This is a genomic window from Polynucleobacter sp. UB-Piko-W3, from assembly GCF_018881635.1.
Taxonomy (GTDB): Bacteria; Pseudomonadota; Gammaproteobacteria; order Burkholderiales; family Burkholderiaceae; genus Polynucleobacter.
On the sequence record NZ_JACVPY010000004.1, the window covers coordinates 80,842 to 95,463 of the forward strand.

A 14,622-nucleotide genomic window follows, 5' to 3' on the forward strand; every position below is an offset into this window, starting at 1 on the left:
AGTTCATTTTTTGTGTTGGTTAGTGCTGCTGGTGTTAAAGAAAATTATGCGGTAATTGTAATGTGATCAGGGATTTGATTATTTAAATAACGTTCCATCGTTTTCTCAAAAGCTGTTTCTATGTATTTAACATTTAAAGGCGTATTAAATAGGGGCGCGCTTAATTTGTTATGTGCAAGTTTTGCTTTAATGCTTGCCAATCTAGAAGGGTCTCGTCCAAGAGCTTGTGCAAGCTCAATATATTCTTTTTCTGTACTGGTTACTAGTTCTGGTAAGCCAATAGCTTGCAACAGACTCGAAGCCATTCTGCCGGCATAGGCATCGCCTAATTTAGTAATAATTGGCAAGCCAGCCCATAAGGCATCGCTTGCAGTTGCGCCACCGTTAAATGGACAGGTATCTAAAAAGAGATCTGCAAATCGATATCTCGCAAGATAAAGTTCTGCTGGAATTCTTTCTGCAAAGATGATGCGCGAAGGATCAACACCCGATTTCATGCATTCTTTACTTAGATTTTCAACTACAGCAGGCGTGTCCTTGAGTAGCCATAGGACACTGTTGTCTACACTAGCAAGGATTTTCATCCAGGATCGAAAAACCTTCGGCGTAATTTTAAAATTGTTGTTGAAGCAGCAATAAATTGTGCCGCTCTCCGGTAATCCAAAGTCTTTTTTACTGAGTTTATGAGTTGCAATTGCTCTTTTACGATCATTAATTTGAAAAGAGTAGGGAAGATGAATTAATTTTTCAGTGTAATGAGCAGCATTAGAGGCTGGAATCAGAATAGGGTCTGCAATGATGTAATCAATATAGTGAGACCCCATAGTGCCTGGGTGACCTAAGTAACTTACCTGAACTGGCGCGGCGCGATGAGAAAAGATACCGCTGCGACTTTCATGCGTATGACCACATAAATCGATTGCAATATCGATTCCCATCTCCCTGGAGAGACTTGCAATTTCTATATCTGATCTATTTTTTACGTCTATAAATTGATCGAATGAGTTACGTAGCCTATCTTGCATTAGATTCAAATCATCGGAACCAAAAGAAAATCCAATTACCTCAAATCTATTTCTATCATGTAGCTCAATTAATTCAGCAATTAAATATGAGACCGGATGATTTTTAAAGTCTGGAGAATAGTAGCCAATCCGAATTTTCCCTGTACGCTTTCCCCCAGAAAATTTTGGCAGAGTAGAGTCTGAAGAGGTATTTTTTCTTGACCATGCTTCAGCAAGGCTTTTTTGTAAAGCAGATTCCTCAAAGAGGCTAAATGAAATAAAAGGCTGACAGGTATCCTCACCTTTAGTGCAGGCTTCCAATAAGTTCAAATAGTATTCTTCATAATTACTCCACTCGCATAATCTCATTTTTAGGTGCATTATTTGCGCTAAGATGCCTTTTTCATTTGGAGTAATTTTCAGAAGATGCGTAAAAGTATTCAGGGCTTCTTCATAGCGCTTGAGCTCTGTTAAAACACTCCCTTTATTAATGAGAGCTTCTGCATAATTTGGGAGTATTTTTAGGGCTTGCTCGTGAGCAGCTAAGGCCTTATCGAAGCGCTTGAGATTTTGTAAAACAACCCCCAAGTTCAGCCAGGACACAGGAATTAATGGGTTAATTCCTATTGATCGCTCATGGGCATCTAGCGCCTCCTTATATCGCTTTAATTCATTAAGCGTTGCACCTTGATTCGTCAATATTGCTGCATTATTTGGCTCCACACGTAGAGCTTGGGCATATATTTCCAGAGCCTCTTCGTAACGCTTTAGACGATGATAAATAATTCCTTTATTTGAGAGGGCTCCGCAATGTTGTGGAAATTGATTAATTAATCGATCATATTGGTTTAATGATTCTTGCTCTTGTCCAAGTTCATCTAGCGTTTCGGCCAATAGAAGCATACCTTCTGCATGCGTCGGCTTCAGTTCAAGGGCTTTTTTGAACGCACCAAGGGCTTCTTCATTTCTTTTTAGGTTTGCCAATGCCTTTCCTTGGTTGATCCAAGTTTCTGCATAGGAGGAGCTTAGTTGAGCTGCTTGATTTGCTGCTTCTAACGCCTCTTCATTACGCTCAAGCTGAATTAGAAGTTCACTTAAATTAGTGTATGCCTCAATATGCGTTGAATTTATATGGATTGCATTCTTGTAAGCTTCAACTGCTGCTAAGCTATTTTTTTCTAATGAATAAATAATCCCTAAGTTGTACTGTGGCTCAGGATTTTGAGGATTGACTAAGCTAGCCTTAAGAAAGAGTTGTTTGGCATCTTGAAGCAAGCCGCTATGGGCATATGTTAAGGCTAGATTTAGCAATGCATCGAAGTTATTTGGTTCAATAGCTATTGCATCTACCAAAGCTATTTTGGCCTCACTAAGGTTGCCATTTTTCAGAAACTCTATACCTTTTTTTACTAGAGTTTGGATACTGGAAGTCATGATTTATGAACTAGCTTTTCTGGCAAAGGTAACTCTAATATGTCCTGATAAGTCTACAGCGTGATTTATATTTAATAAACCTTCATTTGACATCAGTCTACTCACTTGTTGGGATTGATCAAAGCCATGCTCAACCGCAATAAGGCCCATGGGTTTTAAATGATTTACGGCCCCTTGAATGATCGTTTCCAGGCAAGTTAATCCATTCCCATGATCGGTCAGCGCTGAAATCGGTTCAAAGCGCAGATCGCCCTGAGTTAGGTGAGGATCTTGATGGGCGATATAAGGAGGATTACTTAAGATGACATCAAACAGCGCATTACCCCCCAAGGCTTCGTACCAATTCCCTTGCATAAACTGCACGCGAGATTCAAGGCCCAAATGCTTGGCATTAGATTTAGCAATTTCTAGGGCCTCGGAGGACTGATCTGTTGCGGTAACTATTGCACTTGGGGCTTCATGTGCAATGGCCAGTGCAATCGCTCCAGACCCCGTTCCTAGGTCAAGAACTTGAGCTGCCTCAGTTTCTTTTGTAATGCGCTGAATTTCACGAAGACCAATATCAACTAACAGTTCAGTTTCGGGGCGGGGTATCAAAACGCCTGGCGCAACCTGTAATTCAATGCTGTAAAAACCTCGTTTGCCAATGAGGTAGGCGATCGGCTCGCCTTGAAGCCTTTTTGATTCAAGGGCTCTCCAATCCTCTAATGCTTGCTCATTAAGCTCCATATCATCATGCGCTAGTAGAGCGGAGCGAGGAAGTTGGTAGTGCTTATCTAGTAAATGAGCCAGAAGGATTCGAGCTTCATTAGAGGGAAGTAATGTAGCACTCAATAAAGAGCGCAGACTCAAATCTTGACCCATGATTTATTTTAGCTATCGCCTAAGGCGGCCAGTAACTCAGCTTGATGTTCAGAGGCTAGTGCATTGCACAGATCATCAATGTCACCATCCATCATGGCATCGATCTTATAGAGCGTCAGGTTAATACGGTGATCGGTAATTCGTCCCTGCGGAAAGTTATAGGTACGAATACGATCACTACGATCGCCAGAGCCTATCAGGGATTTTCTAGTTTGCGCTTCGAGTTGATGTTTCTCACGTTCACGGGCATCCATAATTCGTGATACGAGTACTTTCATTGCTTGTTCGCGATTGCGGTGCTGGCTGCGATCATCTTGACATTCGACAACGGTGCCAGTGGGTAAATGCGTAATACGGACTGCAGAGTCAGTCTTATTAATATGTTGACCACCAGCACCAGAGGCGCGGAAAGTATCGATTCGTAATTCAGCAGGATTAATTTTGACCGCCTGTAATTCATCAGCCTCTGGCATCACCGCTACAGTACAGGCTGATGTATGAATACGTCCCTGAGTTTCCGTCTGGGGCACACGTTGCACGCGGTGGCCACCAGATTCAAACTTCAGGCGAGAGTAAACAGATTGCCCTACAAGACGCAGGACAACCTCTTTATAACCCCCTAAATCTGATTCAGCTGCGTTCACAACTTCCACTTTCCAGCCCTGACGTTCAGCAAAACGGGTATACATCCGTAATAAGTCGCCCGCAAAGAGCGCACTTTCATCACCGCCAGTGCCCGCTCTAATTTCTAGGAAGACGTTACGTTCATCGTTCTCGTCTTTAGGTAGCAAGAGTTTTTGCAGTGTCCCTGCAAGTTCTTCCATGGTCGCTAAAGCCTGTTTTTGTTCCTCGTCGGCAAAATCCTTCATATCGGGATCCCTGCGCATCTCTTCGGCAGCTTGGGCATCCTCTTCAGCCTGCTTATAAAGACCAAATTGCTCAACAACCGTAGCAATATCAGAATGTTCGCGCGTGAGTTTCCTATAGGCATCCATATCTTTGGTTGCTTCTTCGGAAGTTAAGAGGGAATTGAGTTCGGCTAAGCGCGTGTCTAGATGTTCTAGCTTAGCCCGCATGCTGGGCTTCATCTAATGGTCTTCTGGCTTAGTGTGTGTAGCGAATAGTTTGGGTAAGAGTTTAATTAGCGCGTCACGCTCAGCGCCGTTAGAGTGTTGCAATGCATGCAGAGAGCCATGCAAGAATTTATTCGTTAGACCTTGAGCCATCGCATTCAGAATCTCTTGGGGGTCATCACCACGCCCTAAGCGTTTCATGGCACGCTCTAATTCCAACTGTCTTAAGCGCTCACCTTGTAATTGAATATCCTGAATGATGGGAACAGAATCTCGTCCATGCATCCAATGCATAAAATTGCCAACACGATCTTCAATAATCGCCTCAGCTTGACTCACTGCAGCTTGGCGTAAATTAACGCCAGTCTGAATCATGACACCAAGATCATCTACCGTATAAAGGTATACGTCAGCTAGTCTTGAAATCTCTGGCTCAAAATCGCGGGGAACTGCAAGATCAATCATCACCATTGGCTTATGGCGGCGCTGTTTGATGGCGCTCTCGACCATGCCTAGGCCGATGATGGGTAGGGATGAGGCGGTACTAGAAACAATGATGTCGAATTCATGCAGGCGGCCGGGAAGCTCTGAGAGTTTGAGAGACTCGGCTTGTATATCTTGCGCAGAAATAGCATCTGCTAATTCTTGACCGCGTTCAATGGTACGGTTGGCAATCACCACATTTTTAGGTTTACGTGCAACAAAGTGCGTAGCGCATAAACTTATCATGTCACCAGCGCCAATAAATAAAACGCGCTGATCAGAAATCTTTTCAAAGATACGTTCTGTAAGACGAACAGATGCAGCAGCCATTGAAATTGAATGTGCACCAATTTCAGTGGAGCCACGTACTTCTTTGGCAACAGCAAATGTTTTCTGAAAGAGTTGGTTGAGATAGGTTCCCAAAACACCCGCATCATTTGCAGTGCGAACCGCATCTTTCATTTGCCCTAAAATTTGGGTTTCGCCAATCACCATCGAATCTAAGCCACAGGCAACTCTGAAGGCGTGTCGCACGGCATCAGATTGAGGTAAGGAATAGATATGGGGCTGGAGGCTACTTGGTGCTAGTTGTTGGGTTTTAGCGAGCCAATCAAAAGTCGCTTCATGCAAAAGGCCAGCAGCGCTAGCATCATTTGCCGCACAGTACACCTCGGTGCGGTTACAGGTTGATAAAATCGTAGCCTCGGGCAGGCCAGCCTGATTCGCACCAAGCAAATGTTGGCGTAGATCATGCAACGCTTCTTGAAGAAATTCTGGGGCAAAGGCGACCTTTTCCCGAATAGCGACCGGCGCTGTGTGATGATTGATGCCGAGTGTCAACAACTTCATAATGATGGTGATTATAGATTTGATGACAGCATTAATGGGGGTATCAATGGGGTTTTTAGCTTTTCTAGTGATTGGGGGTATTTCTGGGGCTTCTGCCTGGATTTTTTATCCTGGCAAATCCAATGGCCCAGGGCCGATAAAGCTTCTACTAGCAGCATTTTTGGGCTTTACAACCGCCCTTGCTAGCTCCTATCTTGGACAATACTTTGGGTTCTTTCAGTCTGGGCAGATGCTAGAGTGGTTGAGTGCCATTTTTGCCTCTTGCCTAGCAGGCTGTATTTTTACAGCTTTAGCTAAATAGGGCTGTCTGGGGCGCGGCACTCACCCAAATCACCTCTTCCTTGCCGTGCTGTTTTAGCCATGCATTTGCTTTAGTGAAATGACTACAACTGGCTTTTGCTCCAGGCTCTAAGAAAGGCTTATCGGTTTTATAAACACCTAAACCGGATGGATGTGAGGATTGCAGAATCAGTTGATCGATACCCGATTCAATGAAGTCTAGCTTAGATTGTGCGTGGCCACCCCAGAGCATCCAAACCAAATGGGACCTGTGCAAAGCTAAACCCGAAATCAGTCGATCAATCAAACTTTTCCAACCCAAATTGCTATGACTTCCTGCTTCACCTAATCTGACGCTCAGTGCTGTATTGAGAAGTAGCACTCCCTGTTCTGCCCAGGTATGGAGGTCACCGTTAGGCAGCTGACCAAACCCTTCCAGAGCAAGTGCTTTGCTAATGTTGCGTAGTGAGCTAGGAAATGCGCGCGAGTTGGTAGGGATGTTCTCTGGAATTGAAAATGCTAAGCCCTGAGCAAGGCCTGGAGAGTGATAAGGGTCTTGACCGAGTATCACGACCTTTACTGAGTCAACGGGGGTTAGCTTGAGCGCCCTAAAGAACTGACTTGGCTCTGGTCGGATCATTGTAGGATCAACATCAAGAGCTACTTGTAAATTACTCGCTAAATTGATCCAGTCGCTAGAATCAAAATAGTTACCTAGTAAATCTTGCCAATCTATTGGAATGTCGTCTTTAGAGAAGGCGGGCATCTAGCGAAAGAATAGATCTGTATTACAGGTTTGCGTTATTAGCAATGAGCTCAAACTGCATCGGCAATTGACTAGCATGCAAGCTTGCTATCCGCTCATGCTCTAAATCATCACGATAGAAGCAAAAGTGAATACTTTGCCCTTCCGCAAGGCTAGCAAGAATCTTATCTAGGCGAGCACTAGTAAGGCGTTGACCATTGATGCTAGCAAGAAGGTCGCCAGGTGCAAGGCCTGCTAATTGAGCTACACCCCCATCTAAGACATGGCTTACTTTTAGCCATCCATTGCTATCGGTATGGCGCATACCAAGCCGAAGTTTAATTTTCTCCAATTTGGTCTGAGATTTTGGCCTAACCAAAACCAATTTAGAGGCAATCCATTTTTGAATGGGGATATCCTCAGTGCCAAAAATATAACGTGATTTGATTTCATTCCAAGTTTTGGAAAAACCAGATCCGAGTAATTCAGAAATCAAATCGTCGAGCCCATCCTCGGCAATACCATCTAGCGTGGCACCATGCTTTTGCCAGATCAGACGCATGAGGTCATCTAAGGATTTTTGGTGTTTTGAGAATGCACGAATTTGTAAATCCAATCCTAGCGCCAGTAAGGCGCCCTTACCGTAGTAACTCACTACAGCATTAGGGGTATTTTCATCTGCTTGGTAATACTTGGTCCAGGCATCAAATGAGCTATCCGCTAGGCTTTGCTTATTTCTTCCTGGCCCACGCAGGATACCATTCCAATTCGTGGAGATGAGGCCTAGATACGTTTTGAGATCGATGCGTTTGCTTCGGAAAAGCTGGAGATCATCGTAATAACTCGTAAAGCCTTCGAATAGCCAGAGTAAACGAGTGTGATTGCGTTTATTGAGGTCATAGGGTTGGAATGCTTTTGGCTGAATCCGCTTTACTAACCACGCATGAAAATATTCGTGACTACACAAGCCCAAGAACTCGCGATATGCAGACTCATCTAGTGGCATATCTTGTTGTGGAATCTGATCCCGACGAGATACTAGTACTGTGCTATTACGATGCTCAAGTCCACCATAGCCATTGAGCATTGTATTTACTAGGAAGAGATAGTTTGCAAAAGGAGCACGTTTAGTTTTCGGCTCAAAGAGATTAATTGTGGAAGTACAAATTGCTTGTAAATCTTGTGTAAGGCGTTTTGTATCAACCGGATTAATACATCCCTGGATGGCCATGCTATGTGGAACGCCATTAGATTTCCAGCGAATGATCTGAAACTCACCCATGGCAACTGGTTGGTCAAGTAGGTCATCATAATTTTGTGCAAGATAGAAACCAAATCCACGACTATCTGTTTTTGCGGCTCTTAAACCAGTTTGCACTGACCATTGATCTGTAAAGCTACGCTCTGGTGCTGCAATCGCAAGCGAGCAAGGTAAATTTTCTTGATCTTTCACAGCAAGGCATAAGCTGCTTGCGTTGAAGAAACCACGCTCTGTATCGAGATAGGCAGCGCGCACAGAGGAATCAAAGGCGTATACCGTTGTTACTATCTCAACAGCGCCATTAACTTTTGGTAAGCGCCAATGATCGTTATCAATCCTCTCTAAGGAAATTTTCTTCTTAGCGCCAATTAAATAAGCCTCAAGCGATTCAATCTGTTTACTAAAGTCACGAATCAAATAACTTCCCGGGATCCATGCCGGCATCTGCAATACTTGCCCCTCAGGATTTGGCTTTGCAATATGTAATTTCACCCGATAGCGATGGCCATGAAGGTCTGCAGGCCATACGGTATATTGAATTGCTGGTAGATCTGCTGTATTCATGATATTTATTTCAAGGTACTAAATTTCTTTTCAATATCAGTAATCTGAACCGCGCCAGGGAAGCGACTACCATCGGTGAAGAAAAGAGTAGGTGTACCAGTGATGCCGTAGGTTTTTGCAAACGCAGTGTTCTTATCCAGTGGAGTGTTGCAATCAGTTTTTCCACTGGGAGCGGTCCCGTTAATCATCCAGTCGATATAGGCCTTATAGGGATCTGCAGAGCACAAAATTTGTTTTGATTTTTGTAGTGAGTCAGCGCCCAAAATAGGAATGAGGTAGGTATAAACAGTGACGTTATCTAATTGCTGTAGAGATTTTTCTAAGCGCTTACAGTAGCCGCAATTAGGATCTGAAAATACCGCTAGCTGACGGCTGCCATTACCGCGCACCGTCTTAATAGCATTGGCTTGGTTTAAGTCGGTCCACTTAATGCGATTTAAATCAGTTTGCCTTTGCTCGGTAATATTTTTACCGCTCGCTAATTCAATAATCTCCCCTTGAATTAAATATTTTCCAGAGGCATCTGTATAAAAAATTTCATTACCAACCAACACTTCATACAAACCTGTGACTGGTGTTGCTGATACGCTCTTTACTTTTACATTTGGCCCGAGCTTTTTTTGGATCTCCGCTTTAATCTGCTGCTCAGCTTGCGCATTAGCAAGACTAGGGAAGAGAAGGGTAATGTAGATAAGAACTACTGCAGATAGTAATTTATTCAAAATCAATGTCCCCTAAAGCGCGCTCAATCAGGCGTTGTTTAATAAAGTGGCTTTTGTTAACTAGTCCAAGCCCCCAGTTACGAAGTTGTCGTTCTGTATTGCTGCTAGCAGAAAATAATTTCTTGAGTTTGTCGGTGACCCACAAAAGTACACTAGTATCACCTTGGCGTTGACGCTCGTAGCGACGCAGTAAGACCGTATCACCTGGTGAGCGGAAGGATTCACGTTTACCAAGGATATTGAGTAGTACGGCAACATCGCGTAAGCCCAAGTTCAATCCTTGCCCAGCCAAAGGGTGCATGACATGGGCTGCGTCGCCAATGAGGACAACTTTCGGTGTTGATTCAGGGCCAATAAAACGTTTCGCCTGAATCTTTCGTAATGGAAATGCCGCCGGGGTCGAGTTGAGAGTGAGCTCACCCAATTGTTTTCCAATGGCGCCATTCGCAATCGAGGCAAATCGATCTTGCCATTGGGCTTGATTCAGTTTTAATAAATCTGCAGCATGTTCAGCTGATGTAGACCACACCATTGATACTTGCTTGCCAGGTAAAGGCAACATCGCCACAATATCGCCGCCAGGCAAGAACCATTGAAAGGCTGTTTCAAGATGTGGGTATGTGCAAGTCCAGTTAGCAACTACGGCGTTTTGCGAGTAACTCTCTTCGCTCGCTGCAATACCAAGTTCGGATCGAATGGGAGAATTTGCTCCATCAGCAGCAATAATGATTTGTGCTCGAATAGCGCCACCATTTTTTAGGTGTAGCGTGCCGCCATTTGCATCAACCTCGATCTTCTCAATGACATCGATAACACGCTCTAGTTTATTTTGAAAGCGAGAAGCTTGATCGAGTGTGTGCTCAATTAAATTCGATTCACCAATCCAGGCCAATTGAGGGACGCCCGCCTCAAATGCAGAAAGATGAAGTTGATCATGTTTTTCACCCCGGTCACCATAAATCCGCATATCCCGAACTGACTGCATTCGGCTGTGATCAAGCGCATCCCAAATTTGTAAATGGGCCAATAGTTTTTGGGTGCTTGGAGAAAAGGCGTAGATTCGTTGACCCCATTGCAGTCCTTCTGGGGTCGGTACCGTCTGACCCAGATCGGGGGCAATCTCAATGGTATTAAGGCCTAACTGCGCTAGACCAAGCGCGCAAGCCTTGCCAGCAATGCCTCCACCAACAACGACCACGTCTGTGGAGCGAATTTTGGCGGATTGCACAGGGGTTTTGGGCGGGGTGCTGAGATGAACTTCTGACATAACTCGATGATATCGAATCGCGCCCCTTTACAATATGCTTATGTCTTTGAAATGTGGCATCGTCGGCCTGCCTAATGTCGGCAAATCTACCCTCTTTAACGCGCTTACCAAGGCTGGGATCGCGGCGGAAAACTATCCTTTCTGCACGATTGAGCCCAATGTAGGGGTGGTTGAGGTGCCTGACCATCGTCTAGCTGCCCTAGCGCAGATTGTGACGCCTGAGCGCATCCTGCCTGCTGCCGTCGAGTTTGTCGATATTGCCGGCTTGGTTGCTGGTGCCTCCAAGGGTGAAGGTCTGGGCAATCAATTTTTAGCCAATATTCGGGAAACCGACGCTATTACCCATGTCGTCCGTTGCTTTGAAGATCCCAATGTGATTCACGTTGCCGGCAAGATTGATCCCATCGCTGATATTGGCGTGATCGATACTGAATTGGCTTTATCTGATTTGGCAACCGTTGAGAAAACACTGAATCGCTCTAGTAAGGCTGCGAAGTCAGGCAACGATAAAGAAGCAGCAGCTTTAGTTGCTGTTCTAACTAAGGTGCTAGCCCATCTCGATTCTGCACTGCCAGTGCGTAGCCTTAACTTAAGTGAAGAAGAATTACTACTAATTAAGCCATTGTGCTTAATCACCGCTAAACCAGCAATGTACGTTGCTAATGTAAAAGAAGATGGTTTTACAAATAACCCTCATCTTGATGCAGTAAAGCAGCATGCTGCCAAAGAAAAAGCTCCAGTAGTTGCTGTTTGCGCAGCAATTGAAGCTGAGATCGCCGATCTTGATGACGCTGATAAAACAGAGTTCTTATCTGATTTAGGTATGGAAGAACCTGGCTTAGATCGCGTAATCCGTGCAGGCTACTCATTACTCGGTTTACAAACTTACTTCACTGCTGGTGTTAAAGAAGTGCGCGCGTGGACCATTCACCAAGGTGATACTGCGCCACAAGCAGCAGGCGTTATTCATACAGATTTTGAGCGAGGCTTTATTCGCGCACAAACTATTGCCTACGATGACTTCATTCAGTTTAAGGGTGAAGCCGGCGCTAAAGAGGCTGGCAAGATGCGCGCCGAAGGTAAAGAATATGTCGTTAAGGATGGAGATGTATTGAACTTCTTGTTCAATGTCTAGAGCAGTAATCTGTTTTGCGACACAATAAAAAAGCCCTTGTTCTAAGGGCTTTTTTATTAGCGAGTAAGGAGCTTAAGCAGTCTTAGCCGCCTTTTCTAGGCATTTAGAGATTTCTTCATAGCGCTTGATTGCCAACTTTGTTGGTAACAATTCTTTTTTACGGCCATCAGTATTTGAGGCCATCTTGATATAGCCCATCGCACTCAGATTCTTCAGGCGACCATGCAATGTGGCTTGAGAGCCGAGCTCCGCGAGCGAAATTAAATCACCAACCAGTACAGACTCTTTTAAATTAGCACACTGAACAATCTTGTCTAGTAAGCTTTCTTCAATAGAGTCTAGTTTCTTGCCAGGATTGAGTCGATCTAAAGCATCGAGCAAATTCAAAAATCGGATGTAAGAAGGGGACTTTGTGGTGGCCATTATTTAGGGATATGTTGTGCGGTGAATTGTTATTAGCTATAGAGCTAGTATTAGTGTATACCCTTGGCTTGATTTTCTCAAGCGGCTCTCGTTATCGAAAGCATTCATAATAAATGTAATGAGTAAACAACTGGGAACGCTTTCTGAAGTCACCTTTGCGCTTGTAATTAGTGCGCTATCGTACACATTTCTTTTCTACGTAAATAATTGGTTAACAAGCGAACTGGTATTTAGTCTGGGCGTTAATTGGATTTATTTGCCAGCAGGTCTGCGTTTATTTTTAACCTTGATTTTTGGACTTCCAGGCGCCATTGGAATTTCTCTAGCTTCTTTTTTAATTAGCTACTATGGCGACTTTCCTCGCGACCTCCTAATTTGTATTGGTATTGGATTGGTATCTGGATTTGCCCCCTACGTAGCAAGAGTTTTTGTGATTCAGAACGTTCGCTTGTCGCCTGATCTAAGCGATCTCAATTTTCGAAAGCTAGTGATTTGTATTTTGATCTATGCATTACTCAGTGCTGGATTACATCAGTGGTGGTTTTCTACTATGGCGCTAGAGAATGCAGGCGGAATAAACCACGCCTCTGTAATGTTTATTGGGGACGTACTTGGTTCATTACTGCTAATTTCTCTAATCAAGTACAGCTTAGATATGTTGAAGAAGGCTAGGCAAAAAGTTCTCTAAGGGCTGCCCCAGGATCAGTAGCTCTCATAAATGTTTCGCCAACCAAGAACGCATTGATTTGATTGTCGCGCATGAGTTGTACATCGGCAATACCCAATATTCCAGACTCTGTTACTAAAATTTTGTCCTTAGGCACCATGGGCAAGAGAGATAGTGTTGTTTGTAGTGTGACTTCAAAGGTCTTGAGATTGCGATTATTGATGCCAAGTAAGGGTGTTTTAAGTTCTAAGGCCTGCTCTAGCTCGGGAGCATTGTGAACCTCCACTAAAACGTCTAGGCCTAGCTCATGAGCGCAGGCCTCAAGCTCTTTCATTTGATTAAGCTCTAGGCAAGCCACAATTAAGAGGATCGCATCTGCGCCGATTGCACGAGCTTCATAGATTTGATATGGATCTATCGTGAAATCTTTGCGGAGCACGGGAATGCTGCATGCAGCCCTAGCTTCTTGAAGGTAAGCATTGCAGCCTTGAAAATAGTCGATATCAGTAAGAACTGATAAACAGGCAGCGCCATGCTTTTCATAAGACTGAGCGATTTCTGCGGGCTGAAAATTTTCTCGGAGAACGCCCTTACTCGGACTTGCCTTTTTGATTTCGGCAATGACACCAGCTTTGCCAGCAGAAATTTTGTTTTCAATAGCCCTAATAAAACCACGTGGCTTTAGAAGGACATCCTGATTATTTGATTCTGCAATCTCGCGCTGATTTCCAAGAGAGATTTTTTTGAGGTTATGTGCAATCTCAATCTTCTTGGTCGCAACAATTTTGTCGAGAATATCGCTCATGGGTTTTATTTGGATTGGGTTGCGGCAACAAATGCGTCTAACTTCTGACGTGCAGCCCCGGATGCAATTGCTGCTTTAGCCGTTACTAAGCCGGAGGCTATGTCCTTGGATACACCAGCAACATAGAGCGTAGCACCAGCATTCAGGCAAACAATATCACTTGCGGCGCCTGACTTGTTGTCGATCACGTCCAATACGATTTGTTTTGACTCTTCTGCATTAGCCACCTTAAAGCTATTCGTGAGAGCGGTATTGAGTCCAAAGTCTTTTGGATGAATTTCATATTCGCGCACAACACCATCTTTAAGTTCGCCTACAAGAGTAGGACCTTCGAGAGAAATCTCATCAAGACCATCGCGACCATAGACCACAAGCGCATGTTCCATACCTAAGGCTTGCAATACATGAGCCTGAATACCGACCAGATCAGGGTGAAACACGCCCATCAAGATGCGTTTGGCATCAGCAGGATTAGTCAGTGGCCCTAAAATATTGAAAATAGTTCGCACACCTAATTGTTTGCGAATGGGTACGACATTTTTCATGGCAGGGTGATGATTTGGGGCAAACATAAAGCCAGCACCTACAGTTGAGATGCATTTAGCAACCCGCTCTGCAGAAAGTCCTAGATTTACGCCTAATGCTTCGAGCACATCAGCACTGCCAGACTTACTGCTCACACTACGATTACCATGCTTAGCAATTTTTGCTCCAGCAGCTGCAGCAACAAACATCGCTGCAGTTGAAATATTGAAGGTATGCGCTCCATCGCCACCTGTACCGACAACATCCACTAAATGGGCGCGATCATCTACATGAACGGTAGTTGCAAATTCACGCATCACTTGTGCTGCTGCAGCGATTTCCCCAACGGTTTCTTTTTTGGTGCGTAGAGCTACCAATAGTCCAGCGACTAACTCTGGCGACATTTCCCCGTTCATGATGAGTCGCATCATCGCAGTCATTTCATCATGAAAGAGTTCACGATGTTCAATGCAACGTTGTAGGGCTTCTTGTGGGGTAATTGACGTAGCGCTCATATCTAAT

General features: G+C 44.3%; 14 protein-coding genes. 3 read left to right on the forward strand and 11 right to left on the reverse strand.

Annotation, left to right across the window (positions count from 1 at the left end; all coding sequences use genetic code 11):
- Positions 1 to 44: 44 nt before the first annotated feature.
- From ICN31_RS09790 to hemA, 4 genes are read right to left on the reverse strand one after another with little or no spacing between them, the layout of a single operon-like run.
- Positions 45 to 2,438, reverse strand: a complete 2,394-nt coding sequence (locus ICN31_RS09790) for a tetratricopeptide repeat protein (protein WP_216261022.1) — start codon at positions 2,436 to 2,438, stop codon at positions 45 to 47.
- A gap of 3 nt (positions 2,439 to 2,441) precedes the next feature.
- On the reverse strand, positions 2,442 to 3,302 hold the full coding sequence (gene prmC, locus ICN31_RS09795) for a peptide chain release factor N(5)-glutamine methyltransferase (protein ID WP_216261023.1): 861 nt from the start codon (positions 3,300 to 3,302) through the stop codon (positions 2,442 to 2,444).
- Positions 3,303 to 3,310: 8 nt separating this feature from the next.
- Positions 3,311 to 4,390: a peptide chain release factor 1 gene (prfA, locus tag ICN31_RS09800; protein WP_216261024.1), complete on the reverse strand. Its 1,080-nt coding sequence runs from the start codon at positions 4,388 to 4,390 to the stop codon at positions 3,311 to 3,313.
- The gene (gene hemA / locus ICN31_RS09805; protein WP_088525696.1) at positions 4,391 to 5,707 is read right to left on the reverse strand and encodes a glutamyl-tRNA reductase; all 1,317 of its coding nucleotides are present in this window, start codon (positions 5,705 to 5,707) and stop codon (positions 4,391 to 4,393) included.
- A 1-nt stretch (position 5,708) separates the two neighbouring features.
- Between hemA and ICN31_RS09810 the strand changes: the two genes are divergently transcribed.
- Positions 5,709 to 6,008 (forward strand): hypothetical protein, encoded by a 300-nt coding sequence (locus tag ICN31_RS09810; protein ID WP_255530999.1) that lies wholly within the window; start codon positions 5,709 to 5,711, stop codon positions 6,006 to 6,008.
- Here ICN31_RS09810 and ICN31_RS09815 read toward each other — a convergent pair.
- Genes ICN31_RS09815 through ICN31_RS09830 form a run of 4 tightly spaced genes read right to left on the reverse strand, consistent with a single transcriptional unit; the run spans position 5,997 to position 10,545 of the window.
- Positions 5,997 to 6,752, reverse strand: a complete 756-nt coding sequence (locus tag ICN31_RS09815) for a uracil-DNA glycosylase (RefSeq protein WP_216261025.1) — start codon at positions 6,750 to 6,752, stop codon at positions 5,997 to 5,999. The two genes, ICN31_RS09810 and ICN31_RS09815, sit on opposite strands and share 12 nt — an antisense overlap.
- Before the next feature lie 22 nt (positions 6,753 to 6,774).
- Positions 6,775 to 8,556, reverse strand: a complete 1,782-nt coding sequence (locus ICN31_RS09820; protein ID WP_216261027.1) for a M61 family metallopeptidase — start codon at positions 8,554 to 8,556, stop codon at positions 6,775 to 6,777.
- Positions 8,557 to 8,561: 5 nt separating this feature from the next.
- Positions 8,562 to 9,278, reverse strand: coding sequence for a DsbC family protein (locus ICN31_RS09825; RefSeq protein ID WP_216261029.1), 717 nt, complete (start codon positions 9,276 to 9,278; stop codon positions 8,562 to 8,564).
- The gene (locus ICN31_RS09830; RefSeq protein ID WP_216261031.1) at positions 9,271 to 10,545 is read right to left on the reverse strand and encodes an FAD-dependent monooxygenase; all 1,275 of its coding nucleotides are present in this window, start codon (positions 10,543 to 10,545) and stop codon (positions 9,271 to 9,273) included. The genes ICN31_RS09825 and ICN31_RS09830 overlap by 8 nt, the downstream gene beginning before the upstream one ends.
- 40 nt (positions 10,546 to 10,585) lie before the next feature.
- Here ICN31_RS09830 and ychF point away from each other — a divergent pair, with 40 nt between their 5' ends.
- Positions 10,586 to 11,680, forward strand: coding sequence for a redox-regulated ATPase YchF (gene ychF / locus ICN31_RS09835; RefSeq protein ID WP_216261033.1), 1,095 nt, complete (start codon positions 10,586 to 10,588; stop codon positions 11,678 to 11,680).
- Positions 11,681 to 11,752: 72 nt separating this feature from the next.
- Here the strand turns inward: ychF and ICN31_RS09840 are convergent, their stop codons facing one another.
- On the reverse strand, positions 11,753 to 12,103 hold the full coding sequence (locus ICN31_RS09840) for a hypothetical protein (protein WP_216261035.1): 351 nt from the start codon (positions 12,101 to 12,103) through the stop codon (positions 11,753 to 11,755).
- Positions 12,104 to 12,221: 118 nt separating this feature from the next.
- On the opposite strand from ICN31_RS09840, the gene ICN31_RS09845 reads away from it, so the two are divergent.
- Entirely contained in the window at positions 12,222 to 12,791 is a 570-nt protein-coding gene (locus ICN31_RS09845; protein WP_216261037.1) for a hypothetical protein, read from the forward strand.
- Here ICN31_RS09845 and trpC read toward each other — a convergent pair.
- Together trpC and trpD are read right to left on the reverse strand one after the other, a co-directional pair.
- Positions 12,772 to 13,575, reverse strand: coding sequence for an indole-3-glycerol phosphate synthase TrpC (gene trpC, locus ICN31_RS09850; RefSeq protein WP_216261039.1), 804 nt, complete (start codon positions 13,573 to 13,575; stop codon positions 12,772 to 12,774). The two genes, ICN31_RS09845 and trpC, sit on opposite strands and share 20 nt — an antisense overlap.
- 5 nt (positions 13,576 to 13,580) lie before the next feature.
- Positions 13,581 to 14,615, reverse strand: a complete 1,035-nt coding sequence (trpD, locus tag ICN31_RS09855; RefSeq protein WP_216261041.1) for an anthranilate phosphoribosyltransferase — start codon at positions 14,613 to 14,615, stop codon at positions 13,581 to 13,583.
- Positions 14,616 to 14,622: the final 7 nt, after the last annotated feature.